Origin of the sequence: Hyphomonas sp. CACIAM 19H1 (assembly GCF_003325995.1) — a bacterium.
GTDB lineage: Bacteria > Pseudomonadota > Alphaproteobacteria > Caulobacterales > Hyphomonadaceae > Hyphomonas > Hyphomonas polymorpha.
The window spans coordinates 644500-669731 of record NZ_CP016437.1; the positions used below are offsets into that span (position 1 = coordinate 644500).

The 25232-nt window shown below is 62.3% G+C and carries 31 protein-coding genes; 19 read left to right on the top strand and 12 right to left on the bottom strand.

The genetic code is table 11. The annotated features are described in order from the left end of the window. Position 1 precedes the first annotated feature (1 nt). The 5 genes from BBF93_RS03115 to radA form a co-directional block, all read right to left on the bottom strand. Positions 2–718 (bottom strand): SDR family NAD(P)-dependent oxidoreductase, encoded by a 717-nt coding sequence (locus BBF93_RS03115; RefSeq protein ID WP_114104922.1) that lies wholly within the window; start codon positions 716–718, stop codon positions 2–4. A gap of 21 nt (positions 719–739) precedes the next feature. After that, positions 740–2191, bottom strand: coding sequence for an amidophosphoribosyltransferase (gene purF / locus BBF93_RS03120; protein WP_035593336.1), 1452 nt, complete (start codon positions 2189–2191; stop codon positions 740–742). A 114-nt stretch (positions 2192–2305) separates the two neighbouring features. After that, complete coding sequence (locus BBF93_RS03125; RefSeq protein WP_162786380.1) at positions 2306–3184, bottom strand: hypothetical protein; 879 nt, start codon at positions 3182–3184, stop codon at positions 2306–2308. 67 nt (positions 3185–3251) lie between these two features. After that, on the bottom strand, positions 3252–3779 hold the full coding sequence (locus tag BBF93_RS03130; protein WP_035593340.1) for a CvpA family protein: 528 nt from the start codon (positions 3777–3779) through the stop codon (positions 3252–3254). Continuing rightward, a complete protein-coding gene (gene radA, locus BBF93_RS03135; RefSeq protein ID WP_114104924.1) occupies positions 3772–5154 on the bottom strand; it encodes a DNA repair protein RadA in 1383 nt (460 codons plus the stop codon). The genes BBF93_RS03130 and radA overlap by 8 nt, the downstream gene beginning before the upstream one ends. A 139-nt stretch (positions 5155–5293) precedes the next feature. Between radA and BBF93_RS03140 the strand changes: the two genes are divergently transcribed. Both BBF93_RS03140 and BBF93_RS03145 read left to right on the top strand, forming a co-directional pair. Then, entirely contained in the window at positions 5294–5749 is a 456-nt protein-coding gene (locus BBF93_RS03140) for a hypothetical protein (RefSeq protein ID WP_114104925.1), read from the top strand. Between the two features lie 36 nt (positions 5750–5785). Continuing rightward, positions 5786–6985, top strand: coding sequence for a TIGR03862 family flavoprotein (locus BBF93_RS03145; RefSeq protein WP_114104926.1), 1200 nt, complete (start codon positions 5786–5788; stop codon positions 6983–6985). Here BBF93_RS03145 and BBF93_RS03150 read toward each other — a convergent pair. Beyond that, complete coding sequence (locus BBF93_RS03150; RefSeq protein WP_114104927.1) at positions 6973–7245, bottom strand: Txe/YoeB family addiction module toxin; 273 nt, start codon at positions 7243–7245, stop codon at positions 6973–6975. The two genes, BBF93_RS03145 and BBF93_RS03150, sit on opposite strands and share 13 nt — an antisense overlap. After that, on the bottom strand, positions 7214–7549 hold the full coding sequence (locus BBF93_RS03155) for a type II toxin-antitoxin system Phd/YefM family antitoxin (RefSeq protein ID WP_114104928.1): 336 nt from the start codon (positions 7547–7549) through the stop codon (positions 7214–7216). The genes BBF93_RS03150 and BBF93_RS03155 overlap by 32 nt, the downstream gene beginning before the upstream one ends. A 185-nt stretch (positions 7550–7734) precedes the next feature. On the opposite strand from BBF93_RS03155, the gene BBF93_RS03160 reads away from it, so the two are divergent. After that, positions 7735–8292 (top strand): hypothetical protein, encoded by a 558-nt coding sequence (locus tag BBF93_RS03160; RefSeq protein ID WP_162786381.1) that lies wholly within the window; start codon positions 7735–7737, stop codon positions 8290–8292. A gap of 10 nt (positions 8293–8302) precedes the next feature. Here BBF93_RS03160 and BBF93_RS03165 read toward each other — a convergent pair whose 3' ends face one another. Genes BBF93_RS03165 through BBF93_RS03180 form a run of 4 tightly spaced genes read right to left on the bottom strand, consistent with a single transcriptional unit; the run spans position 8303 to position 12441 of the window. Further along, positions 8303–9067 (bottom strand): ABC transporter ATP-binding protein, encoded by a 765-nt coding sequence (locus BBF93_RS03165; RefSeq protein WP_035593348.1) that lies wholly within the window; start codon positions 9065–9067, stop codon positions 8303–8305. Further along, positions 9064–9846, bottom strand: coding sequence for an ABC transporter permease (locus BBF93_RS03170; protein ID WP_114104930.1), 783 nt, complete (start codon positions 9844–9846; stop codon positions 9064–9066). Before BBF93_RS03170 ends, BBF93_RS03165 begins: the two co-directional genes overlap by 4 nt. Positions 9847–9855: 9 nt before the next feature. Continuing rightward, positions 9856–10914 carry an alanine racemase gene (gene alr, locus BBF93_RS03175; protein ID WP_084324081.1) on the bottom strand — a complete coding sequence of 353 codons (1059 nt, stop codon included), beginning with the start codon at positions 10912–10914 and terminating at the stop codon, positions 9856–9858. A gap of 48 nt (positions 10915–10962) precedes the next feature. After that, positions 10963–12441: an MFS transporter gene (locus BBF93_RS03180; RefSeq protein WP_233349249.1), complete on the bottom strand. Its 1479-nt coding sequence runs from the start codon at positions 12439–12441 to the stop codon at positions 10963–10965. Positions 12442–12587: 146 nt separating this feature from the next. On the opposite strand from BBF93_RS03180, the gene BBF93_RS03185 reads away from it, so the two are divergent. The 16 genes from BBF93_RS03185 to BBF93_RS03260 all read left to right on the top strand — a co-directional run bounded on the left by BBF93_RS03185 (position 12588) and on the right by BBF93_RS03260 (position 24748). After that, entirely contained in the window at positions 12588–13073 is a 486-nt protein-coding gene (locus tag BBF93_RS03185; protein ID WP_233349250.1) for a hypothetical protein, read from the top strand. A 64-nt stretch (positions 13074–13137) separates the two neighbouring features. Then, positions 13138–14340 (top strand): DUF2336 domain-containing protein, encoded by a 1203-nt coding sequence (locus BBF93_RS03190; protein ID WP_035593352.1) that lies wholly within the window; start codon positions 13138–13140, stop codon positions 14338–14340. A 127-nt stretch (positions 14341–14467) separates the two neighbouring features. Then, positions 14468–14923 (top strand): Na+/H+ antiporter subunit E, encoded by a 456-nt coding sequence (locus tag BBF93_RS03195; RefSeq protein ID WP_233349251.1) that lies wholly within the window; start codon positions 14468–14470, stop codon positions 14921–14923. Then, positions 14920–15216, top strand: a complete 297-nt coding sequence (locus tag BBF93_RS03200) for a monovalent cation/H+ antiporter complex subunit F (protein ID WP_035593356.1) — start codon at positions 14920–14922, stop codon at positions 15214–15216. The genes BBF93_RS03195 and BBF93_RS03200 overlap by 4 nt, the downstream gene beginning before the upstream one ends. 1 nt (position 15217) lies before the next feature. Further along, positions 15218–15586, top strand: a complete 369-nt coding sequence (gene mnhG / locus BBF93_RS03205) for a monovalent cation/H(+) antiporter subunit G (RefSeq protein WP_035593359.1) — start codon at positions 15218–15220, stop codon at positions 15584–15586. Beyond that, positions 15583–16194, top strand: a complete 612-nt coding sequence (locus BBF93_RS03210; protein ID WP_035593361.1) for a DUF4040 domain-containing protein — start codon at positions 15583–15585, stop codon at positions 16192–16194. The genes mnhG and BBF93_RS03210 overlap by 4 nt, the downstream gene beginning before the upstream one ends. Next, positions 16191–16643, top strand: a complete 453-nt coding sequence (locus tag BBF93_RS03215; RefSeq protein WP_035593363.1) for a Na(+)/H(+) antiporter subunit B — start codon at positions 16191–16193, stop codon at positions 16641–16643. Before BBF93_RS03210 ends, BBF93_RS03215 begins: the two co-directional genes overlap by 4 nt. A gap of 3 nt (positions 16644–16646) precedes the next feature. After that, positions 16647–17147, top strand: a complete 501-nt coding sequence (locus BBF93_RS03220; RefSeq protein ID WP_035593366.1) for a cation:proton antiporter subunit C — start codon at positions 16647–16649, stop codon at positions 17145–17147. After that, positions 17144–18682: a monovalent cation/H+ antiporter subunit D family protein gene (locus tag BBF93_RS03225; RefSeq protein WP_035593368.1), complete on the top strand. Its 1539-nt coding sequence runs from the start codon at positions 17144–17146 to the stop codon at positions 18680–18682. The genes BBF93_RS03220 and BBF93_RS03225 overlap by 4 nt, the downstream gene beginning before the upstream one ends. After that, positions 18679–20187 carry a monovalent cation/H+ antiporter subunit D family protein gene (locus tag BBF93_RS03230; RefSeq protein WP_114104931.1) on the top strand — a complete coding sequence of 503 codons (1509 nt, stop codon included), beginning with the start codon at positions 18679–18681 and terminating at the stop codon, positions 20185–20187. The genes BBF93_RS03225 and BBF93_RS03230 overlap by 4 nt, the downstream gene beginning before the upstream one ends. Continuing rightward, positions 20184–20627 carry a hypothetical protein gene (locus tag BBF93_RS03235; protein WP_051612131.1) on the top strand — a complete coding sequence of 148 codons (444 nt, stop codon included), beginning with the start codon at positions 20184–20186 and terminating at the stop codon, positions 20625–20627. The genes BBF93_RS03230 and BBF93_RS03235 overlap by 4 nt, the downstream gene beginning before the upstream one ends. After that, complete coding sequence (locus BBF93_RS03240) at positions 20627–22402, top strand: Na(+)/H(+) antiporter subunit D (protein ID WP_114106979.1); 1776 nt, start codon at positions 20627–20629, stop codon at positions 22400–22402. The genes BBF93_RS03235 and BBF93_RS03240 overlap by 1 nt, the downstream gene beginning before the upstream one ends. Positions 22403–22582: 180 nt before the next feature. Then, the gene (locus BBF93_RS03245; RefSeq protein WP_035593659.1) at positions 22583–22996 is read left to right on the top strand and encodes a MucR family transcriptional regulator; all 414 of its coding nucleotides are present in this window, start codon (positions 22583–22585) and stop codon (positions 22994–22996) included. Between the two features lie 147 nt (positions 22997–23143). Beyond that, on the top strand, positions 23144–23644 hold the full coding sequence (locus BBF93_RS03250; protein WP_114104932.1) for a PAS domain-containing protein: 501 nt from the start codon (positions 23144–23146) through the stop codon (positions 23642–23644). 100 nt (positions 23645–23744) lie between these two features. Next, positions 23745–24089, top strand: a complete 345-nt coding sequence (locus BBF93_RS03255) for a helix-turn-helix domain-containing protein (protein WP_114104933.1) — start codon at positions 23745–23747, stop codon at positions 24087–24089. After that, the gene (locus BBF93_RS03260) at positions 24086–24748 is read left to right on the top strand and encodes a hypothetical protein (RefSeq protein WP_114104934.1); all 663 of its coding nucleotides are present in this window, start codon (positions 24086–24088) and stop codon (positions 24746–24748) included. Before BBF93_RS03255 ends, BBF93_RS03260 begins: the two co-directional genes overlap by 4 nt. A gap of 5 nt (positions 24749–24753) precedes the next feature. On the opposite strand, the gene BBF93_RS03265 is transcribed toward BBF93_RS03260, so the two are convergent. Beyond that, positions 24754–25173 carry a SufE family protein gene (locus tag BBF93_RS03265; RefSeq protein ID WP_114106980.1) on the bottom strand — a complete coding sequence of 140 codons (420 nt, stop codon included), beginning with the start codon at positions 25171–25173 and terminating at the stop codon, positions 24754–24756. Positions 25174–25232: the final 59 nt, after the last annotated feature.

Consider the following 25232-nt stretch of genomic DNA (forward strand, 5'->3'; position numbering starts at 1 on the left):
CTCAGTTGACCGCGATCTCTCGGTAGACGATGCGGGCGCCCGTGCGGGTTTCTTCCGGCGAAACCAGCTTCACAAGTTCCTTCGCCACATCTTCCGGTGTGGGCAGGGTCATCGGGTCTTCGCCCGGCATCGCTTCGGCGCGCATGCCGGTGCGCACGGCGCCGGGGTCGAAGAGGTTCACCCGCAGCGGCATCTTTTCGCTCTCATCGGCCCAGGCTTTGACGAGGGCTTCCAGGCCTGCCTTGGAGGCCTGATAGGGCCCCCAGAAAGCGCGCGGACGCGGGACGACCCCGGAGGTGATGAAGACGGCGCGCGGGTTTTCAGAGCGGTGAAGAGAGGGGCCGAGCGCTCGGATGAGGTGGGCATTGGCCGTGAGGTTCACCTGGATGGTTTCCTCAAAGCTGCGCGGGCCGCAGGTTTCCAGCGGGCCAAGCGTCCCCAGCAGGCCGGCATTGGCGACGAACCCGTCGAGCTTGCCGAACTTCTCAGCGATGATCTTGCCGAGCGTCTCGATGCCTTTGGTGTCCTTCAAGTCCATCGGGACCAAGACGGCCTCGGAGCCAAGCTTTCGGATTTCATCGTCGAGCTTTTCCAGCGCCGCTTTGGAGCGGGCGATGGCGATGACGATGTTGCCCTGGCGGGCAAGCTCAAGGCTGACGGCGCGGCCGATGCCGCGCGAGGCGCCGGTGACGAGAACGAGACGGGGTTTGGTTGTCATCGCGCGGCTTTAGCGCGAGGCTTACACATCGTCCAGCAGGGAGAGCTGGCGCTCTTTGTCCGCCTGGTCGCGCTGATGGTCGGCCAGCGGGGTGGGGTATTCGCCGGTGAAGCAGTGGTCCGCGAATTGCGGCTGCATACCGTCGCGCACCGGTTCGCCGATGGCCTTGTAGAGGCCGGGCACCGACAGGAAGCCAAGGCTTTCCACCTTCAGCTCACGGACCATTTCCTCATGGGTATGGATGGCCGCGAAGAGTTCGGATTTGGCAGCCATGTCGATGCCATAGAAATCCGGGTTCACGATCGGCGGGCTGGCCGAGCGGAAGTGGATCTCGCGGGCACCGGCTTCGCGCACCATCTGGACGATCTTTTTCGACGTGTTGCCACGCACGATGGAGTCGTCGACGAGGATCACGCGCTTGCCTTCAAGCACGGCGCGGTTGGGGCTGTGCTTTTTCGAGATGGCGGTCTGCCGGCCCGTCTGGGTCGGCTGGATGAAGGTTCGGCCGACATAATGGTTCCGGATAATACCCATCTGGAACGGGATGCCGGAAGCCTCCGAAAAGCCGAGGGCAGCCGGAACACCGGAATCGGGCACGGGCACGATCACATCGGCATCGGCAGGCGTTTCGGCAGCCAGCTGCTGGCCCATGCGGCGGCGCACTTCATAGACCGAGCGGCCCTGGATGAAGCTGTCCGGGCGGGCGAAATAGACATATTCGAAGATGCACGGGCTGGGCGGGCGCGGCGGGAAGGCGCGGATCGATTCGATGCCTTCCTCGCTGATGACGACAACTTCGCCGTTTTCGATCTCGCGGACAAACTCGGCCCCGATGATATCGAGCGCGCAGGTTTCCGAGGCGAGGACATAGGATTTGCCGTGACGGCCGAGGATCAGCGGGCGCAGGCCGATGGGATCACGTGCGCCGATCAGTTTCTTGCCGGTGATGCCGACAAGGGCATAGCCGCCTTCGATCTGGTGCATTGCATCGACGAGGCGCTCGACAAAGCGTTTCTTCGGGCTGCGGGCGACAAGGTGAAGGATGACTTCGGTGTCCATCGTGGACTGGAAGATGGCGCCATTGCGGACGAGTTCCTGACGCAGGATGCGGGCATTGGTCAGGTTGCCGTTATGCGCCACGGCGAAGCCGCCGGTATCAAGGTCTGCAAAGATCGGCTGAATATTGCGGGCCATGGGGCGGCCCTGCGTGGAGTACCGGTTGTGGCCGATGGCGGCGTGGCCGGGAAGGCGCTGGCGAAGGTCTCCGCCGAAGCTCTCACCGACGAGGCCCATATGGCGCTCGGAGGAGAATCGCTTGCCGTCAAAGCTGACGATGCCGGCCGCTTCCTGTCCTCGGTGTTGCAGGGCGTGAAGCCCCAGGGCTGTCAGCAGACTTGCTTCAAGGCTGCCAAAGACTCCGAAAACGCCGCATTCTTCGCGGGGTTTATCGTCATCATGATCGAAAAAGACCATCGGACGTTCCGGCTTTGCTGGTGGGGGCCTATGCCTAGGCGGGGATATAGGCTGGTTCTTCTGCGGGCGAAAGCCCGGCAGTGACATTCTTGTCATCAAATCACAGCGCGTGTCTCAGAGCGGGGCTGATGGGGTGCGCCCGGCATGCCGGAAAAGAATGTCCGCAGACGAGGGATGTTGCGGCCGGAGAAGGGGCTCGGTAACTGCCCGGTCCTGCCGCCAGGTCACAACGTCTGAGGTGCCGGGAAGGGCACGCAGGTCAATCCAGCCGGAAGCTGGAAGGATGCCGGAAAGCCCTTCATCATCGGTCTGCACCAGCCAGACATGGTTTCCGGACGGCTCACCATATTGCAGGGCCGCGGCGGCGAGATCTTTCTCTCCGGTATGGGCCGGCAATTGATCGAGGCCCCAGAAGACTGACACCCGTTCCGGATCGGCGCTGGCTGCGGCCTTGCAATGCTTGCCCGACACCTGCACAGGGCGGTCCGGGTTTACGGCGTTCCATCCGCGCAGCACCGTGAGGATGTCTGCCAGAGCTGCGGTTTTCTGGCTCTGCTCAATCGGCGCGGACCTGACCACGTCTGCCGCCAGCATGCTTGTGGCGTTGCCGCTGGCGTAGCCGTTCAGCACCTCCGCGCCGTCGCAGGGCACATCCAGCACCAGCAGCCCCAGACGGCCGGAGTGGACAAGAGCCTCGGTGAGCGCGCCTTTGAGATCCTCGTCTTCCTGCGACGCTGACCAGCCGCTCGCAAAACTGACGAGTTGGGCGCCTGACACCGCGCGTGCGAGCGCGGCGATCCCGGGATCCTTGGGCTTCAGCGCCGCGACCGGGATGGCATGGGCTTTCAGCGTGTCGGTCACGCTTTGCTGCTGCGCCGGGGTATCTGCCGGTCGGGGCGGGGCTGGCTGGGTCGCGCAGGCGGCGAGCAGGGCGGACGTAGCGCCGGCAAGGAGCAGGTGGCGGGCAAGGGCCGGCATGCAGAACGGCTTCATATCGTGTCCCCCGAAAAAGTGCTGGAGCAGAGACTAGCTGGCCCGGCCCGCCTGGCAAGCAGCGCGATTATGGCTGGCGCTGGGCACTGATTTCGCGGCTGGCTTCTTCGGCTTCACCGGTGACACGGTCAGCGATCTGCTCGAGATAGGGATAGCTGAAGCTCTCGGAGATGAAGGGGGGCACGCGGTCATGCTCGACCGCCACATTCAGCAGCACCGCAAAGAACACCAGCGCAATGAAGCCCCGGAAAATACCGAACACGAGGCCCGCGATATGATCGAACAAGCCGATCTCGCCATTGGTCATGATGGATTTTGACAGGCTTTGACCAAACCAGGCCACGATCACATAGACGATCAGGAAGGCGGAGACGACGAGGATGATGTCGGGCGCCAGCGGGTGGCTGCCTTCCGGCAGCAGGCCGGCGACCGTCGTGCTGAAGAATTTGCGCGCATAATAGGCTGCAGCCAGCGCGCCGATGAAGGCGCCGAGCGTGGCCAGTTCCCGGAGGAAGCCGCGCGCAAACGCCATGATCGCCGAAACGATGATCACACCGACGACGATGCCGTCAAAAGCTGAAATGTTTTCAAGCATCAGGCGCGTCCGGCGCGAGTAAGTCGACGAGCGCGATAAGCCTTGCAATCGGCGTCACCGTCAAGCCGCTCTCTGCTGAAGGTACGCCCTCAGGCACAAAAGCGGTGCGGAAGCCCAGCCGGGCGGCCTCCTTGAGGCGCTGATCCATGCGCGGCGCTGGCCTGACGGCGCCAGAAAGCGCGATTTCGCCGAAGAAGACCGAACGCTTCGGAACAGGGTTTCCGGCGAGCGACGACAGCAGGGCAGCGGCGGCGGCAAGATCGCCTGCCGGCTCGTTGATCCGGTAGCCACCTGCGACCGAGAGATAGACATCCATTCCGGCGAAATTCACCCCGCAGCGCGTCTCCAGCACCGCCATCAGCATGGCGAGGCGGCCGGAGTCGAAGCCGATCACGCTGCGCCGCGGCGTTCCGAAGGGGCTTTTGGCGACGAGGGCCTGAACCTCGGCCAGCACGGGGCGGGACCCCTCCATGGCGGCGAACACCGCTGTGCCGCCGCTGCCTTCATCTTCGGCCGAGAGGAAGAGGGCAGACGGCTCCTTGGCCGGGGCGAGGCCATACTGATGCATCTCGAAGATGCCGATTTCGTCCGTCGGGCCGAAGCGGTTCTTCACCGCGCGCAGGATGCGGAACTGGTGGCCGCGCTCGCCTTCAAAATAGAAGACGGCATCGACGAGGTGTTCCACCACGCGGGGGCCGGCGATGGTGCCCTCCTTGGTGACATGGCCAACGAGCACGAGCGCGGCGCCGGACTTCTTCGCCCAGCGCACCAGTTCCTGCGCGCAGGCGCGGACCTGCGCGACCGAACCGGGGGCCGCTTCCAGGCTGTCGGACCAGAGCGTTTGGATCGAGTCGATCACCACGAAATCGGGTGAGGCCTCTTTCAGCGCGGCGAGGATCTTGCGCAGGTCTGTCTCGGTGGCGAGTTGGACGGGGGAGTTGGCGACCTTCAGGCGCTTTGCCCGTTCCTGGATCTGGGCGGCGGCTTCCTCGCCGGAGACATAGACTGTCTTCACGCCATTGCGGGCAAGGCGCGCGGCCGCTTGCAGCAGGAGCGTGGATTTACCGATGCCGGGGTCACCGCCGATCAGCGTGGCAGAGGCCGGCACGATGCCGCCGCCGAACACGCGGTCGAGTTCGTCCACGCCGATGACGATGCGGTTTGGCGTTTCGGTTTCCGCATCGAGGGCAATGAATTCGGCTTTCGGCCCGCGCTTTGTGCCGGCTTTCTCTGCCTTCAGCGCGCCGGGCGGGGCGGAGACGGCCTCTTCCACCAGCGTGTTCCATTCCCCGCAGGCTTCACAGCGTCCGGCCCATTTGGCGTAAACGGCGCCGCAATTCTGGCAGACGAAGGCAGAGGTGGGCGGTTTCGCCATGGGGAATCGGTTCCAGCAGGTATTTCAGAGCGCTGGAGTCTAGGCGTGCGCCCGTGGCAGCGCAAACAGCAAGCCCACCTGAACCGGTGGTTTTCAGCGCGGCTTTGTGGGGGCACAGATAGCCCAAAGGGGACCATCCATGATCATTCGCACGCTCGCCGTTGCCGCGCTTCTGGCCGCCACCTCTCTGTCCGCGATGGCGGAGTTTGACGATTCTTCGAATATCAATGGCGCCTTCGCCCAGGGCAAAGCCGCCAACGAACGCCCCGTGACCGCAAACCATTATTGGACCTGCGCAGCGTTCTGGTACGTCTGGTCGGTCTTTGCGCCCGATGAGTTGAGCAACGAGTTGCTTTCAGGGAAGCTTGATCCGGGGCTGAGCCAAGCCGCAGCGCGGGACGCCTCAGCGCAATGGGAGCGCCAGGCAGCCCTCAAGATGGGGCTCGGCATGAGCGAGCTTGACGCCGAAACGGAAGTCTACATCGAGAACCAGACGGAAACAGCCTGGGACCTCGCCGAAGGCGTGTTCTGGGGGGAGGATTACTCCCTTGTGGCCATCCTCGGCCAGTGCGCCACGCCGCCAACGGGCGACTAGCTGGCCACGCCTGCGCCCGCCCGCTAAAGGGGCGGGATGAAACGGGTTGCGATCATCGGGGCGGGGCCGGCGGGCCTGATGGCGGCGGAAGCGGCGCTGGAACGGGGCGCGCGCGTTGCCATTTATGACGCGATGCCGAGCCCGGCGCGTAAATTCCTGATGGCGGGCAAGAGCGGCCTCAACATCACCCATTCCGAAGACGAGGGCGTGTTCCGTTCCCGGTATACTGCGCCGGACGGCCGGCTTGCGGCGATGGTGGAGGCGTTCGGCCCGGCGGAGATTATCCGCTGGATGAAAGGGCTCGGGGCCGAAACCTATGTGGGCTCTTCCGGCCGCGTGTTTCCCGTTGGCATGAAGGCCTCACCTCTGCTGCGTGCCTGGCTGGCGCGGCTGGGCGCGGGCGGCGCCACGCTGCATCCGCGTCATCGCTGGAGAGGCTGGGACGATTGCGGCGCACTGGTCTTCGATACGCCTGAGGGCGAAGCGCGCGTGGAGGCAGATGCAACCATTCTGGCGCTGGGCGGGGCAAGTTGGTCGCGCCTTGGATCAGATGGGGCGTGGGCGGACATTCTGGCCGCGCGCGGGGTAGAGATCGAGCCGTTTGCGCCGTCCAATTGCGGGTTCACTGTGGATTGGTCTGCGCGGATGCTGGCGGCGCAGGAAGGCGCGCCTGTGAAGGGCGTGGCGCTGAGCGCGGGCGGAAAGGCGCAGCGGGGCGACTTCGTCATCACGCGGGCAGGCATCGAGAGCGGGGCGGTTTATCCGCTCTCGGCGGCGCTCCGGCAGGAACTGGCGGGCCGGGGCGCGGCGACGCTGCTGGTCGATCTTCTGCCGGATACGGAGGAAGGGGCGCTTGCGGCGAGACTGGGCGGGATAAGCCCGAAGGAGTCCGCATCAAACCGCCTGAGGAAGGCGGCAAAGCTCGACGGCGTGAAGGCCGCGCTGGTGAATGAGGTGACGCGCGGGGCGCCGCCGAGAGAGCCAGACGCGCTCGCCCGCCTGATCAAGGCCCTGCCCCTCACGCTGACGGGCACCGCCCCGATGGATACTGCCATCTCCACCGCCGGCGGCGTCGCCTGGAACGCGCTGGACGCGCAACTGATGCTGAAAGATATTCCGGGTACGTATTGTGTGGGCGAAATGGTCGCCTGGGATGCGCCCACAGGCGGCTATCTGCTGACGGCGTGTTTGGCGATGGGGCGGGCGGTTGGGGCGGTAGCAGTTCAGTCGTCGTAATGGCCGAGACAAGCGGCGATGATGAGCTTTTGATCCTCGCCACTGCCGTCTACCTTATAGATCAGGCGGTGTTCCTGTGTAATTCGGCGGGACCACCAGCCGGAAAGATCGCCTTTTAGCGGTTCCGGTTTGGCCGTTCCTTCAAAGGGGGAGCGGGCACATTCCTCGATCAGGCGCAGCACCTTTCGGCCGGTGCGCGGATCATGATTCATCCACCAGGCGAGATGCTCAAGCGCTTTTGGCGTCAGGAGCGTGTTCACGGTCGATCCAGCGGAAAAGGTCTTCGAGGGAGTCGAAATTCTGAAGCACGCCTTTAGGTACGGTTACGCCGCCTTTGATCTTTCCGGCGTCGATGTCCTTCATGTATTCGGCAAGGCCCGGCTGGGAATGGACGTGGATGGTCTCCTGCAGGGCGTTGTAATCCTCGAGGCTCAAGACAACAACGGCGCCTGCGCCCCGCCGCGTGATGGCAACTGGCGCATGATCGTCGATTACGCTGTCGATCACCTTCTTCAGGTTCGCGCGCGCTTCGGTGATGGAGATGGCGTCGGTGATATTGGGCATGCAGGGAATATGTACGTTATTGCGTACAGACGCAAGGGCGTGGAGCGTGCCCTCAATAGAATTATAAGACCGGGGATTGCTGAATAAACTTCAGCGATCCGAATAAAGGAAAGTGCCCTCTTTTAAGTTGATGTGAATCTCATTAGTGTTTAGCTAATAAAAAAAACTGTTGGGGATAAGAAAAAATGGAATGGGGTATTCCAACCGATTTAACTCTTTGGGAGCTTTTAAATTCTCAGGCTACCGGAACATCAATTACCGCAATAGCAACTATAGTGGGTGCTGTTGTCGGTGGAAGAATCGTTCGGCGCGTGGCTGAACAAACGGAGCAGCAGAAGAAGACAGCTGTACAAGAGCAGTTGGCGCGTCATAGCGATTCTCCCAAAGATGCGCCATCAGAAGAAGAAATTCAAGAAGTTGAGGCTCACGCAGGCAAAGAGGCGGGAGCGTTCTCAAGGGCCTCTGCATCCTTTGGGCAGATAAGACAAGCTGTCGATGCGCTGATTGGTCAGATTACGGATGGTCGCAGAAAAAGAAAATATCAGGGCTTGAGAAAGACTGACTTGCGTGAGCACGTGTATCTGCTTTGGCAGGACGATATGATGGGGCTGCCTCTTGCAGAGTTGGTCGATGATGCGATTACGCAATTTTATTCTTATCGCACCAAACCCAACGAAATTCCGAACGATGTCGTGGATTTGATTGCTAGAGCGGCAAAGAGAATGCAGAGTTTGGCTAACTAACGCAAAGTGGTCATATCGCCGGCTGGATCGGCCCTTCAGCTCGTCCGTTCACGAACTGATCCACGTATTCGTTGCCGCTGGCATACACATCCTTCGCCGGGCCGCGCCAGATGATCTTGCCGTCGAGCAGCATGGCGATTTCGTCGGCGATCTTGGTGGCGCTGGCCATGTCATGGGTGATCGTCACGGCGGCGGCGCCGAGGCCGCGAACCATTTCCAGGATCAGGTCGTTGATGGCATCTGCCGTGATCGGATCAAGGCCGGTCGTCGGCTCGTCGAAGAAGATGAGGTCGGGTTCGGAAATGATCGAGCGGGCGAGCGAGACGCGCTTCTGCATGCCGCCGGAAATCTCCGCCGGATAAAGCCCGCCGACATCGGCGCCAAGGCGCACTTTCTTCAGCGTCTCGATAGCGCGTTCCTTGGCCTGCCTGCGGCTCATGCCTTCGGAATTGATGAGGCGGAAAGCGACGTTTTCCCAGACGGTGAGCGAGTCAAAGAGGGCGCCTGCCTGGAACAGCATGCCGATGCGCGCGCGCATGGCTTCGCGGGTCTTGCCCTTGGCGTTCGTCACGTCCTGCCCATCGAAAACGATGCGGCCAGCGTCGGGAGACATTAGGCCGAGCGCGTTTTTCAGCATCACGGATTTGCCTGAGCCCGAGCCGCCGATGATCACGAGGCTCTGGCCAGGGGCGACATCTATATCGACGCCGCGCAGCACCTTCTTGGGACCGAAGGATTTCTCGACGCCTTCAAGTTTGAGCAGGGAAGCTGTCACAGGCCGATCTCCACGAAGATGGTGGACATGATGTAGTTGAAGGCAAGGATCAGCACCGCTGCGCCGACCATCGAGAGCGTGGCCGCGCGGCCAACGCCGGTGGCGCCTGCCTGGCTGCGGTCGCCCTGATAGCAACCCATGACCGCGATCACGCCGCCGAAGACGACTGCCTTGATGAGGCCGGCGAGAATGTCGTTCCGGGTGACGAAGTCGAGCGTGTTGCGCAGGTAGACGGTGGAATCGAAATCGAGGCCGTAGACGCTGACGAGCCAGCCGCCCATGACGCCGATGATGTCTGCCAGTGCCACCAGCATCGGCAGGGTGATCAGCGCCGCGATGAAGCGCGGGGCATAGAGATAGCGGAAGCGGGAGGCGGAGAGCGTTTCCAGCGCGTCGATCTGTTCGGTGACCCGCATCGCGCCGATTTCGGCGGCGATACCGGCGGTCACGCGGCCAGCCAGCATCAGGCCGGTGATCACGACGCCAAGTTCGCGGGTGATACCCAGCACCACGATGCTGGGCACGAACTGTTCGGCGCCATAGCGGCTGCCGCCTTCATAGATGTTGAGCGCGAGGGCCGCGCCGATGAACACGGCCGACATGCCGACCACGGGCAGGGAGTAGAAGCCGATCTTCACCATCTGGCTGAGGATCTGGCCGCCATACCAGCGGGGCGTGAAGGCAGCGCCCATGACCTGCGCGGAAAACACCGCAAGACGGCCAATCTCGGCAAACAGCCCAAGCACAGCCCGGCCAATAAGTTGAAAGGGATTCTGCATGGTCAGGCCTCAGCGGTAAACACGTTGCACTCTGGGGCCAAGGCCTGTCAGCAGTTCGTAACCCAGCGTGCCACAGGCAGATGCCTGCGCCTCGAGTTTGGCGTTCTCGCCCAGAAATTCAACCCGTTCGCCGATTTTCGGTTGCTTGGTGCAGCCCGTGATGTCGATCGTTATCAGATCCATCGAAATACGCCCCAGGACGGGGCACGGCAGATCGCCCAGCCAGGCGGTCATCTGGCCGCCGCCGGAGCGGGGTATGCCATCGGCATAGCCAAGGCTGCAGGTGGCCAGAAGGCGGTCCTCGGTCAGCGTATGAGTGGCGCCATAGCCGACATGCCCGCCGGCGCGCCCGGTGAAGACCGAGAGAATGCTGGCCTCAAGGATCACGGCGGTCTTCAGATCGATCCCTGCCGGAGGCTGGGTGCCGCCATACAGGGCGAGACCGGGGCGGGTCAGGTCGTAAGCGAACTTCTTGCCCAGATAGCAGCCATTGGAATTGGCAAGGCTGGCGGGGGTGTCCGGGAAGGCATCAGCCACTTCGTTGAAGGCCTTGCGCTGCTGCGCGTTCATCGGATGGTCCGGCTCATCGGCGCAGGCAAGATGGCTCATCACCAGCACCGGCTGCAGCCGCCGCAGGCCGGCCAGTTCCTTCTCGCCAAGGTCTGTGGGCAGGCCGAGGCGGTTCATCCCGGTATTGAACTGCAAGGCGCAGGAGCCCTGCACGGTATTGTTCCAGAGGAGGACATGGGCCTCGCTGGAAAGGACGGCTGTGAGATCTGCGTCCCGGTAAAGGGCGAGATCCCGGCCGGGCATGGGCCCGTTCAGCACAAAGATGCGGGCCGCCTTGCCGGCCGCCTTGCGGACAGCGGCGCCTTCTTCCGGATAAGCCACGAAGAATGTCTGGCAGCCGGCAATCCGCAGGGCGCGCGCAATCCGCGCGATGCCCAGGCCATAGGCATCTGCCTTGACGACAGCTGCCGTGGTTGCGCCCGGATGCAGGGCATCAAGCGTCCTCCAATTATCGGCAATATTACCGGTCAGGACCGTGGCGCGGGGCATGTGGCTCATGGGCCCATCGCTAGGCGAGTTTCAGCGCCTTGTCATCCTGCCCGCCTGCTACTTGCCGCCTTCATGATGGGCGACCCAGGCAGACCCCTTCATGTTCCAGACAGGCGTGAAGAACACCATCCACAGGATCAGCAGGATCATGCCGCCGGCAGGCACCACGGCGATCTTCTGAGGGCCGAAGAGGTCGACCAGCAGCCCCATCAGCGCGGCGCCGAACGGGGCCCCTGCCATGAAGCCGAGCTGGTAAATGGAAAGGACGCGCGCGAGTTTCTCTTTTGGGGCTGCGTCCTGGACGATCGACCGGCTCATGGCGATGGAGATGCCCGCCGCATTGCCCCAGATGAACACGATCATCAGGAATGCCCAGTGCGGCACTACCCAGAGCATCGGGATCATGCCGGCAGATGCGATGAACTGGGCAGTCAGCAGCAGGCGGCCCTGGCGCTTGATGCGGCGGAAGATCGCCAGCACGACGGACGAGGCAAAGGCGCCCATCCAGAAGGTGACGAACATGTCCCGGATACCGGACGAGCCGAAATGGTAGACATCCCGGTTGATGATCGGCAGCACGACCAGGAAAGACCCGATCACGAACACGCCGACACCGAACATCAGCAGCGTCATGGCCGAGAGCTTTGCATCGCTGCGCACGGCTTTCACGCCATCGAGGATGTCTCCGACAGCCGCGCCGAGCCCCTTGCGGCCTGTGCGCACCTGGCGCCCGCGGGCCATGAAGAGGGCAAAGCCTGCGCCGCAGGCCAGCGCGATGCCCTGAACAATCAGCAGGGTGCTGGCCGAAATCGGGCCGACCGAGAACCCGCCAAGCCAGGGCGGCATACGGGTCGCCTTGTCGGCATAGCCGGCCAGGACGAGCCCCCCGATCTGCGCGAGGAACTGCGCCATGGTGGCGAGCGTCACCCCCAGCTGCAGGGTCACGCTTGAGCCGACGCGCATCCGCCGCTCGACCACTTCATTCACGATGGCGTCGCGCGCGGGCATCATGAAGGCGCCAATGGTGCCGATGGCCAGCGCGTAAAAGATCATTGCCAGATAGCTCAGCTCTCCGCGTGACACAGCCAAAGCGAGAAAGAGGGATGGCACCGCAGCGAGAAGATGAAGCAGGATGAGCAGGCGGCGGCCATCGGCGCGCTCTGCCACCACGCCGCCAATCAGAAGGAACACCACTGACGGGGCCGACAGGGCCATATTGGCAAGACCGAGCGCGAGGCCGTCCAGATGCAGGTGGTTTCGCCCGGTGATCAGGTACGGAAAGAGGACAAGCTGTAGCCCGAACGCCATGAACCAGCTGCACTGGACACCGAGATAGGCGGGCAGTTCGATCTTCACGCCGCGGCGCAGTTTCCTGGCCCGCCAGTTGGTGGCGGTTACCAGAAAGGATGCGCCGGCGGTAATCGCTTCGCTGACGCCGCTGACCGGTGACGTCACGTTGACGGTCGCATCCACGGCGGCCGGGCTGGTTTCCTGCGCGCGCGTTTCTTCGGCGTCTTTTCCGGCGTCTTCTGTCACTGATTGGTCCCCACGCGGCGCATACTCATACAAACCTGCCGATAATGGAACCCGACCGCTAGCAGCAGCCGGGCATGGTTGCAAAGGCAGGACTGTGCCGATAGGTTTTTTATGACTTGTAAACCATGTGGGTGAGGTCTCTTCCAATGCGGACGTTCCGGTACGCGGTCAGCTGGGGCATCGCCTTGGCTCTGGCGGCGATGTTCCTCCATTTGACGCTGCATCCCTGGCCGGCACCGGTTGCAGGAGACGTGAAATTCTTCGATCCGCCGGGGCAGCACGCCGTGTTCGCCGCGCTGGCCGAGAAATCAGGGATCACGCTGTTCGAGCCGGCTGGCCGGTTTGTTGCCGGGCTGCTGGAGCTTGTGGCGGCGATCCTGATCCTTTTGCCCTTCAGCCGCCGGCTGGGGGCCGTGATTGCCGTGCTGATTTTCGGCACCGGCGTTGCGCTGCATCTTTCTCCCTGGCTGGGCCGGGAGATTACCCTCCCGGATGGGACGCTTGACGGCGGAACCCATTTCCTGGTGGCGGTGATCCTGCTGGCGCTCAGCCTGTTGCTGCTGGTCGTGCACCCGGGGCGGTCGCGCACCAGCCGGGTGCTGACGCCTGCTCAATACTGGCGGCAAGCGTAAACCTGGCTCCATTTCTCATTAATCAATTGATGCAAATCTGCCGGGCGCTGCCCGAGGTTTGCGCATGGCTGACGCCACAGAATCCAGGACACATCTGCCGGTAGGGGCTGCTCAGGAAGCGCTTCTCCGCCGGATACTGGATGTTGTCTCAATGCCGGCGTCCCGCATTCCGCCGCAGGACCGGCAGATGGCCGGCGATATTCTGCTCGATATGCTGTTTCATGCCGGCGAGCGCGAGCGTGTGATGTGTTCCGCGCGCCTGGCGGGCAGCCGTGAGGCGCCCCGGCGGCTCCTGCGGTATCTTGCCCAGTCGAACTTTGCAGTCGCGCGGCCTCTGCTGGAAGAAAGCGAGGCGTTCGACGATTGCGACCTTGCGGAGATCGTCCGGCAGACTACCCCCGAACACAGGCTGGCGGTGGCCCGCCGGCGCAACCTCTCTGTGGCCGTCACCGCTGCCATTTCAGATGTGGGTGAGCCTCATGTCGTGCGCGAGCTGCTGGCAAACCGGACAGCGGCCTTCGCCGAGACGACCATGGACAGGCTGATCGCCGCTTCCCGGGACGAGCCCGGTTATTGCCCGCTGCTGGCTGACCGGATCGAACTGAAGCCCTCTCATGCGATGGCGATGTTCTGGTGGGCAGATGCCGCCACGCGGCGGAAGATACTGACACGCCATGCGGCCGAGCGTCAGGAGATGATCTCCCTCTGCTCGGACGTGTTTGAAATGGCAGCGGCAGAAGGCTGGCAGGATCCCGTCACGCGCAAGGCGCTGCAGCTGATCGAAAGGCGCCAGCGCAACCGCGCTGCGATTGAGCGCAGCCCGTATGAGAGTCTTGAAGACGCGGTTCATGCTGCGGCCAGCGAGGGCATGGAAGCCAAGATTGCCCAGGAGATCGGGTATCTCTCAGGCATCAAGCCGGTGACGGCCGCCAAGATATTGTCCGATCCGGGCGGGGAAGCCTTGGCTGTGCTCTGCAAGGCAACCGGTCTGAAGCGCGAATATCTCGCGATGCTGTGGACGGCATTACGCCGTCCGCTGGAGCTAGACCCCGGCATGCCTCATCCGCAATTCCAACTGGTTGCGGAAACATATGAGGTCCTTTCGGTGCTCAAGGCGCAGACAACACTGCGGTATTGGAACTGGGCTTTGTCCTCGGCTTACTCGCCTGCGGCGCTACGCCACGCCCAATCCTTGGGAGAGCCCGCCAATGAAGAGGCTGCGTTCTCGACCGCACAACGCACCGCCCGCCTCGTCTTCGGGCGTTAGTGTCTTTTTCGGGGCGAACGGGCTTTTCAAGCGGGCCCGCGCCCTTTAGGTGGGTCGTTCACCAAATTGGGATCGGTCGGAGCTGAGGGGCGCTGTGGCGTATTTCTTGGGACTACTGGCGGCCTTGGTGGCTTTCTGGCTCGGTAATTCGGGCCACTACAAGCCGCTGATGCTCGGATTTGGCGGCGCCTCGGTGCTGCTGACGATGATACTGGCTTACCGGCTGGACATCATCGATCGCGAAGGCGCGCCGTATGTGCGGCTGCCTCAGCTGATGAAATATTATCCTTGGCTGGCGGTTGAAGTCGTGAAGTCGAACTGGGTTGTGATCCGGGCGTGCCTGCGCGCTGATCTCGACATCACTCCCACGCTCGCGAAGATCAAAACCACCTGCAAGACCGACCTCGCCCGAGTGACATTCGCCAACTCGATCACCATGACGCCGGGCACGGTGACTGTGGAGATCGAAGGGGACAAGCTCCTCGTGCACGGGCTCTACGAGTCCGGCACGGAGCCGGAGGGCTTCATCGAAATGGACAAACGTTGTGCCGCCGCCTGCGACCCGAAGGAGGGCCGTGTATGACCGCTGCTGCTCTGATCGCCATTCTGATCGGAATGGTGCTTCTGCTCGTGCGCGCGCTGATGGGGCCGACGCTCTATGACCGCATTCTGGCGGTCAACGCCTTCGGCACCAAAACCGTGCTGGTCATCGGGCTGCTCGGCTATGTGATGGGCCGGCCCGACTTTCTGGACATCGCAATGATCTACACGCTGATCAACTTCGTCACCACGATCGCGATCCTGAAATTCTTCCGCTACCGTTCTTTCCAGGTGCCTCTTGCCCGGCGGGTTGATCCTGCCAAAGGCGGTGAATGACATGGGCGAATTCCTTGCGAACATTGGAAATTTCTGGGAGTTCCTGCGTCATCCGCTGGGCGGGCTGGCATGCCTTGCCGGCGGGTTTCTCTGCATTGTCAGCGCCATCGGTGTGCTGCGCTTTCCCGACTTCTACACCCGCCTTCACGCGGCCAGCGTGACCGATACATCCGGCGCCGCGCTGCTGTTGATCGGCATGGCGCTGATGGCGCCCAACTGGCTTGTCCTGGTCAAGTTGCTCTGCATTTTCATATTCCTGTTCCTCACCAGCCCGACAGCTTCACATGCGCTGGTGAATGCCGCGCATGTGGCCGGCCTGCAGCCGCGGATTGGCCCGGTGGGTGCTGCTAATCCGGAGGACGAAGCATGAGGGAGCTGTTTACGGCAGATGCCGGCCCGCTGCTGATCAACATCACGCTTCTGGCCATCCTGTTCATTGTGGCGCTTGCCATTGCAAGGCTGCGCAGCCTGTTTGCGATCGTCATGCTGTCGGGCGTCTATTCGCTCGTCTCCGCGGCCTGGTATATCGCGGTGGATGCTGTCGATGTGGGCTATACCGAAGCAGCGGTTGGGGCGGGCATGTCCACAGCGGTGCTTCTGGGGGCGATGCTGCTGACGGCACGGACCGCCAAGCCGGAGAAGCCGCTGTCGAAACTCGGCCCGTTCCTGGTCTGCGGCGCCACCGCTGCCATGCTGATCTACGCAACCGTCGACCTGCCGGGCCTCGGCGATCCCAACTCCCCCGCCAATACCGGACCGGGCATGACCTATGTGCATGTGAACTGGTTCGATACGGGCGTTCCGAACGTCGTGACCTCGGTTCTGGCTAGCTATCGTGGCTTTGATACGATGGGCGAAACGGTCGTGGTCTTTGTTGCCGGTCTGGCCGTTGCCATGCTGCTGGGCTTTGGCGAGCGGTCTCTTGCCGAAACGCTGCGGAACAAGAAGCGCAAGGGCAAAGAGGGCGATGCATCATGAAGAGTGATCATCACGTGATTTTGCGCGTCATAGGCAAGTGCTTCATTCCGCTGATCGTGATCTACGGATTTTACGTCCAGTTCCATGGTGAAGTGGGGCCGGGCGGGGCCTTCCAGGCTGGCGTGGTGCTGGCCGTTGCCATCATCCTTCATTCGCTGACATTCGGCCTCGTTACTACGATGCGCGCTGTGCCGCCGGTATTCGCCCGGACGCTGGCTGCCGTTGGTGTGCTGATCTATGTCGGCGTCGGTTTCTGGTCGATGATGCAGGGGGGGCTGTTCCTCGAATACCAGGCGCTGTTTGGCGAGCCTCCGGGCGGTCATGACGGTCAGCATGCAGGCATTATCATCGTGGAACTGGGTGTGCTGTTTGCGGTCACCGGCGCGATGATTACCATCTTCTACGCGCTGGCCGGCCGCGTGGCTGAAATCCGTGACGAGGACTGGTAAGCCATGGTCGAATTTGTTCTCGAACGCGCAGGCTACTGGGCAATCATCTGTCTTATGATGATCGGCCTTTATATCGCCTTTTCTGCAGAAAATCTCATCAAGCGCCTTGTCGGCCTGTCGATCTTCCAGACGACGATCTGCCTTTTTTATGTGTCGCTTGCCAAGGTCAGCGGCGGAACGGCGCCGATCCTTCTGCCGGAAGATACCCCTTATCATTCCGACCCCGTACATGATGGCGTGAATGGTCCTGACTCTCTACTGGCGGCGACAGGCGAGCGGTTTGCAGACCTGCATCACGCCTATTCCAATCCGTTGCCGCACGTTCTGATGCTGACGGCCATCGTCGTCGGTGTCGCCACGCTGTCGCTTGGCCTCGCGCTGATCGTCCGCATCCGTGAAGCTTACGGCACCATCGAAGCTGATGAGGTTCGCGAGATCGACATGCAAACCGCGCTCGCCCAGGAACTCGAAGCAGACAAAGACATCAAAGAGGCTTCGGCATGACGCTGGAATCCGTGCTGACCTCCGCGCCCGCCTGGGCGCTTGCGCACGCGCCGGTGCTGCTCGTTGCGGTGCCGATGCTGATCGCGCCGCTCGTGGCGATCTTGCCCAACGGGCGCGCAGCCTGGCTTATTTCCGTGCTGACGGCGGGCGTTTCCTTCTACCTGGCCATCGTCACATTGGCATTGGTGCAGTCCTCGCCGACGGGAATACTCTCTTATGAGATCGGCCGCTGGCCACCGCCCATCGGCATTGAGTTCCGGACCGATGCGCTGAATGCGATGATCCTGCTGCTGGTGACCGGTATCGGTTTCCTGGCTTCGGTATTTTCCTGGCCGACGATCACGTCCGAGCTCAGCAATCGCAACAAGCTCGGCATGTTCTATGCGGCCTTCCTGCTCTGCATGTCGGGCCTCCTGGGCGTGGCATCCACCGGGGACGCGTTCAACCTCTTCGTCTTCCTCGAGATCAGTTCGCTGGCGACCTATGTGATGGTTGCCATGGGGGCGCGGCGTGACCGGCGCGCGCTGCCGGCGGCCTTCAACTATCTGATCATGGGAACGCTGGGCGCCAGCTTCTACATTGTTGGCATCGGCTTCCTCTATGCGGCCACCGGCACGCTGAACATGGCCGATATCGCAGATCGTCTGCCCGCGCTGACTGACAATCGTTCGGTCCAGGTCGGCTTCGCCTTCATCATTGTCGGCCTCGGCCTGAAGGCGGCAATGTGGCCGCTCCACCAATGGCTGCCCAACGCCTATTCCTACAGCCCGAGCTTCGTTACCGTCTTCCTGTCGGCAACGGCGACCAAGGTGGCGCTCTACGCTCTGGTGCGGTTCCTGTTCACCGTTTTCCGGCCTGAATACAGCTTCGAACTGGCAAGTTTCTCCTGGGTGCTCGCGCCGCTCGGAATAGCGGCGATGGTGATCTGCAGTTTCCAGGCTGTGTTCCAGACCGATGTGCGCCGTGTGCTGGCCTATTCCTCCGTCGCGCAGGTCGGGTACATGCTGCTGGGCGTGTCGCTGGCGACGGCCCCCGGTGTCGCTGCGGGCCTGCTTCACCTCTTCAATCACGCCCTGATGAAGGGCGCGCTGTTCATGGCGATCGCCGGGATCGTGATGACCCATCAGGGTACGACGATCCGCGACTTTGCCGGCCTTGGCCGCACGGCGCCGTGGACGATGACGGCCTTTGCCATTGCCGGTCTCTCGCTGATTGGTGTGCCGCTGACGGCGGGCTTCATGTCGAAGCTGCAGCTCGGCTACGCGCTGTTTGCCGAGGGCTGGTGGTGGGCGGTGCTGCTCGTCGTTTTCTCGAGCTTCCTGGCTGTCTTCTATGTCGGCCGTATTCTTCAGGCGGCCTTCTTCCAGCCGCCGCTCAACCCGCGCAAAACCCATAAGGAGGCGCCGCTGCTGATCCTTGTGCCGCTCTGGATACTGGCGCTCGCCAATCTTTATTTCGGCATCGCCGCCGACTTCCCGCTGGGTCTTGCCCGTGACGGGGCGGTGGCTGCCCTTGGTGTGGAGGCGTTCCGATGAACCCGGAAACCCTCATTGCGGCGGTCCTTATCCTGCCACTGCTGATCGCGGCGGGCATCGCCGCCATGGGCAAGTTCCCGAACATCCGGGAAGGCGTCACGATTGTCGGATCGATTGCGCTGTTTGCCGTGGTGATCCAGCTGGCGGCGCTGGTGTCGTCCGGGGCGCGCCCGGAACTGTTTGTCGGCCAGGCGGCGCCAGGGCTGGCGATTGCGTTCAAGCTGGAACCGCTCGGCGCCTTGTTTGCAGTCGTGGCCAGCGGTCTCTGGATCGTGAATTCGTTCTATTCCATCGGTTACATGCGCGGGAACCGCGAGCGGAACCAGACGCGTTTCTACATCTGCTTTGCCATTGCCATCTGCGGCGCCATGGGCGTTGCCTCTGCGGGCAATCTGTTCACGCTTTTCATCTTCTATGAAGTGCTGACGCTGTCGACCTATCCCCTGGTCGCCCACAAGGGAGATGCCGCAGCCCAGCGCGGCGCACGCATCTACCTGCTGACCCTGCTTGGCACTTCCATCGGTTTCTTCCTGACAGCGATCATGTGGACCTGGTTCGTGGCCGGTCAGCGTCTGGATTTTGTCGATGGCGGTCTTCTGGCGAATGTCCAGATCTCGCCGGCCGTGGCCAGCGCCCTGCTGCTGCTGTTCGTGTTCGGCATCGGCAAGGCGGCGCTCATGCCGTTCCATTTCTGGCTGCCCAACGCCATGGTCGCGCCAACGCCGGTCTCTGCGCTGCTGCACGCGGTGGCCGTCGTGAAGGCAGGGGTGTTCACGGTGCTGAAGGTGTCGATGTACATCTTCGGCGCAGACTTGCTGAATGCGACGCCTTCCCGCGAATTCCTGATGGATGTGGCGTGTATCACCATTGTGGTGGCGTCGCTGATTGCGCTGACCAAGGACAATCTCAAGGCGCGTCTTGCCTATTCGACGGTGGCGCAGCTGGCCTATGTCACGCTCGGCGCCATGCTGGCAGACAAGGCCGGTTTCATGGGCGGTTCGCTGCAGATCGCTGCCCACGCCGCCGCCAAGATCACGCTCTTCATGTGCGCCGGCGCCATCTATGTGGCCACGGGCCTCACCAACATCTCCGACATGCGCGGCCTCGGCCGGAAGATGCCGCTGATCTTCATCGCCTTCTTCATGGCCTCTCTGTCGATCATCGGGGTGCCGCCCTTTGCCGGGGACTGGCCGAAATATGAGCTGATGCAGGGCGCGGTCGACCGCGGGGCAGACTGGGTGCCGTTCATCCTGATCGCATCGTCGGTCCTCAACATTGCCTATCTGCTGCCGATTCCGATCCTGGCGCTGATGCCGCCGCCGCCGGAAGCTCCGGTGAAGGAGTTCAAACGGCCGGGCGGGGCGCCCGCATTGACGGTGGCAGCGCCGCTGTTCACAGCCTTCCTCTGCCTCATCCTCTTCCTGCTGGTCGATCCGATGGGTGACTTCCTGGCCCCCGCGCTCGATGCGGCCACAACCACAGTTCAGGAGGCCGCGCTGCCATGAGCAACGACACGACCCCTCCCGTACGGGATACGTCTGGCCGCTTCGTGAAAACGGCGGCCGAAAAGGTCAATGCCATGAGCCGGACCCCGGACGACGGTATCCATCCCATGTCCCGCGTTCTCTTTGGCTGGACCGAGAAGAAGGGTATTGGCGGGATCATCTTCTGGGGCATGGCGGCCCTGTCGATCATTCTGGTTCTGCTGGACCTGATTGTGCCCCGTCATGAGAAGATCGGGATCGCCAATGCAGTGGGCTTCTACGCCCTCTGGGGCTTTGCGGCCTTCTCCTTCGTTGTGCTGATGGGCTGGCCGCTGGGCAAGCTGCTGCGCCGCGACGAAAACTATTATGGCGATCTCAGCGGCCCGCCCGCCGATATCGATCCAGCTATTGCTGACCGCCTGAATGCGGGCGAACCCAAAGCGTTTGAGGGAGAAGAATGATGCCGGCTTGGCTTGCTGCCCTCAATCCCGGCTGGCTGATGATCCTTGTGGGCATCGCCGCCCTGTTCATCCCATACCGCCAGGTCCGCCAGGTGCTCACCGTTGGCACGCCCATCGCCGCGATCGCGCTGCTCGTAATGGCGCCGCATGAAGTGGACCTGCTGACCGCCGAAGCACTCGACATTACCTTCAGCTTCTACCGCGTCGACAGCCTGAACTTCATTTTCGGCCTCGCCTTCCTCATCGCGTCGCTGCTGAACGCCATCTATGCGCTGCACACGAACAATCCCCGCCAGGACGGTATGGCGCTGGCCTATGCCGGCGCGGCCGTTTCGGCGAGTTTCGCCGGCGACCTGATGACGCTGTTCGTCTTCTGGGAAATCACCGCGATCACTTCGGTCTTCCTGATCCTGCAGGCAGGCACGCGTGCGGCCTACTTTGCCTCGATGCGCTATCTGGTGATCCAGATCCTGTCGGGCGTGATCCTGCTGGATGGCCTGTCCTATGTCTGGCGGTACAATGGCACGCTGTCACTTGAAGCCTTTCAGAGCTTCAGCGATCCCGGTGCGATCTACATTTTCATCGCGCTCGGCATCAAGGCGGCCTTCCCCTTCATGCATAACTGGCTGCAGGATTCCTACCCCAAGGCCTCCGTGGTCGGAGCGGTGGTTCTGTCTGCCTTCACCACGAAGCTTGCGGTGTATGGTTTCGCGCGCCTGTTCCCAGGTTTCGATGCGCTGATCTGGATCGGCGCGATCATGACCGTCTTCCCGGTCTTCTTCGCGGTGATCGAAAACGATCTGCGCCGGGTTCTGGCCTATTCGCTGAACAACCAGGTCGGCTTCATGATCTGCGCCATCGGCGTGGGCACAGCCGGGGTTGGCAATGCACTCGCCCTCAATGGCGCCAGCGCGCATGCCTTTGCCCACATCATCTACAAGGCCCTGCTGTTCATGAGCATGGGCGCGGTGCTTTACCGGACGGGGACGACCAAGGCATCGGAACTGGGCGGGCTTTACCGCTCCATGCCCTGGACGACGCTGTTCTGTATCATCGGCGGCCTGTCGATCTCGGCCTTCCCGCTATTCTCCGGCTTTGTGGCCAAGTCGCTGACGATGAGCGCGGTGGCCTATGAAGGCGTGTCGGATCCCGCCATGGTGGTTGTCTGGCTGATGCTGCTCTTTGCCTCTGCCGGTGTGCTTGAGCATTCAGGCATCAAGATCCCGTATTTTGCCTTCTTCGGCCATGACAGCGGCAAGCGGGTGAAGGAAGCGCCGTTCAACATGCTTCTGGCCATGGGGATGGCGGCGTTCCTGTGTATCGCTGTCGGCCTGCCGGCGATCATTCCGGGCTTTGGCTATCAGTGGCTCTACAGTCTCCTGCCTTATCCGATCGAGGCCTCGAGCTACCAGCCCTTCACGCTGGAACATATCCTGACCCAGATGCAGCTTCTGGTGCTGGCCACCTTCGCCTTCATCCTGCTCAAGCGTTTCGCGCTCTATCCGGCCGAGAAGCCCGGCACGATCCTCGATACCGACTGGTTTTACCGCAAGGCCGGCTATGGCTTTGTCCAATGGTCGGGCACCGTCTGGGGCAAGATGGGGCCGGCAACGTCCACTCTGTTCACGCGGTTGTCGGAGCGGGCCTACAAGCGGTTGGAATCTGCCTTCAGTCCGCGTGGCGAGATCGCGCGGGGCGGCTTGTCCGGCGGGGCATCCATCTGGACCGCCGTTATCCTGGCGGCCGTACTGCTGATGTCTTTCCTGTCGGCATAGCGGGATAACAAAACGGCCAGCCGGTTCATCTTGGCTGGCCGATTTTTTCCATTCGAACCTACTCTCACTGGTGCAATAAAGCCTCAATGGAAGCAGTCCGGCAGCCAGTGTCGGAATTTCTGTATTTGACGTTTGTCAGAGGTGACATACGCTTCCCAAGTAATCGATGGGGTGCTGGGTATGCCGGAAGAAGAGAACGTATCGGTCAGGTCGAACGATTTCGTTGTATATGCTACAGAAATCGTGGCTGCGTATGTCCGGAATAATGCGGTGCAAACGACTGAACTTCCGGATTTGATTCGCAATGTTCACCGCTCTCTTGTGGAGCTCGGCGACCCGGTAAGTGAACCGGAGCGGCTCAAACCGGCGGTTTCGGTGAAAAAATCCATCCAGCACGACTATCTGATTTGCCTGGAAGACGGGCTGAAATTCAAATCTCTGAAGCGCCACCTGCGGTCCAAATACGACATGTCGCCGGATGAGTATCGCGAGAAGTGGGGATTGCCGGCAGACTATCCCATGGTGGCGCCAGGTTATTCCGCGCAACGTTCAAAACTGGCCAAGAAAATGGGTCTCGGCCGGCAAGAACGCTAAGCATAGCGCAAGAAAACGTGGGTCGTTGCGAAATCGAAATGAAATATTTCGCTAATCTATGTTAACAAATTCCTTCGTTGACTCTTGATCCCGGAGTCTACTCGCGCGATAGGTGATTCTTATCGAATCACCGCGGGGGCGGCAGTCATGCGTCAACAGAATGTTTTTGCAGGCATCACCGATGCTCAGGAAGTGCTGATCCAGCACTGGCAATCGCGCCGTGATGGCCAGGGCCGGGTTGCACGGGACAATATCGATCCCGGCGCCCTGCGCAGCGCGCTGGCCTGTATTTCAATCGTCGAAGTGGATGAGGCGGGAGAATGCCGGTTCCGGATCGCCGGATCGAGGCTGCGCGAGATTTTCGGTGTCGAGGTGCGGGGCATGCGCCTGACTGAAATCGCCGGAGCTCATGGCGAGTGTTATGCTCTCGGACTATCAGCCGCGCTGGAGCGGGGCGAGCCGGTGGGCGGCATCATCGAGACCGGCGGGCGTATCCATGCCTGGCTCCGCTTACCGCTGGTGGGTGATGATGGCGCGCTCAGCCAGGTTCTGTGCCATGACGAGCTCCTGCCAAGCCGCCGCTTGCTCCGGACCATCCCCAAGGATGACCGGCTTATCCAACATCCCAGATCGCGCTTTGCCGCCTGATCCCCAGCATTTTCCGGGCGCTTGCTTGCCGGAATAGGAAAGTTATCCTACACCTCTCCGTCTCGGTTATGATCTCCTCATAACCGAAGAGGAGTGGTGAATGGCGGAGTTCAATCCCCAAAGAGATGAAGACAGGGCCTATCTGGCAGGGGCGCTGGTGGCTTACGCACTTGGTTTGAAGGCCGAGGCTGTTCTGTCGGAAGAGCGTGGAAATCCGGTCCACGCGCGCGCCCGGCATATTGCCATGTATCTGACGCACACGGCCTGCGGAATGAGCCTGGCGCGGGTTGCCCGCGCCTTCGGCCGGGACCGCTCTACCATTTCCCATGCCTGCCGGATCATTGAGGATTACCGGGAAGACGCCGATTTCGACATCTGGATCGACCAGCTTTCCAGCGGCATCCAGTCGGTTGTCCTGCTGGGGGCTGCGGAGGCGGCGGTATGAGCCGGGCGAGGTTGCGCGCCTTGAGCGAAACGCAGGTTCGCCGCGTGCTCGGGGCCGGCGGCATGCTGATCGAGAGCGGCGGACAGTGGCGGGCCTATCGGAGCCAGGATGCCCGGCTGTCAGCGGCGGGCAGTCTTTCCCCGCTGATTGCCGGGCGGCTGCAAGACGAAGGCGCGGTCCATGCTGACCCGCAAAGGCCATGGCGCTTTCTCGCAATAGAGCGGCTCGCCCCTGCGCGGGCTGCCATTCCCCCGCCTGCCAGATTGCTGGAAGGCGGGCGCCGCCAGAAGCCGGTTTCCCTGTTCGATACGATTATGGCTGACTTCATCAGCAAGCCCGCCGACCTGGCGAGGCTCAAGGCCGCAAGCCAGCGTTTCCAGGTCGATATGCGCCAGGCGTCAGCAGCCCCGGCGAGGCCCGGTGAGCGCAGGCCGCCCGGCGCGGGGCCGGAGACGGCGCTCTCACGCCTGACCGCGCTGCAGGCCGCCATCGGGCTGGATCGGTTTCGTCAGCTCGAAAGCCTGCTAATCCATTCAGGCACCGCGAAAGCCTTTGCGCGGGAGGCGGGGCTGGCGGAGGCGGAGGCCTGCAAGACAGCCCTCTCTGCGCTGATGGCGCTGATTGCGGCTTATGACCTTGCCGTCAGGGCGGCCCGCTGAAAGCGCTAGCCTGCCAGCGCGGCCCCGGCATCGCGCCGGATGCGCGCCAGCATTGAGGCCAGCCCATTCGACCGCTGCGCTGTCAGCGCGCCTTTGACGCCGATCTCGTCGAGGAAGCTTTCCGCATCGAAGGCCGCCGCTTCCTTCAGGTCCGATCCGGAATACAGCCGGATGAGCAGGGCGATCAGTCCGGAAACGATCATTGCATCGGATTCGGCCCGCACCTTGATCTGGCCATTCTCGATCCGGGTGACCATCCAGACCTGCGAGGCGCAGCCGCGCACCTTGTTCTCCTCGGTGCGCTCCTCGGCGTTCAGCGGCGGGTTCTGCTTACCCAGATCAATGATGTGGGCGTAACGAGCCTCCCAATCCTCCAGCCAGGAGAATTCTTCACGGATGTCGGCGGCGGCGTCTTGAATGCTCATCGGCGTCATCTGGGGCAAGCGGGGCAAAAAATAAACCCCGGCGCAGGCGCTGCGCCGGG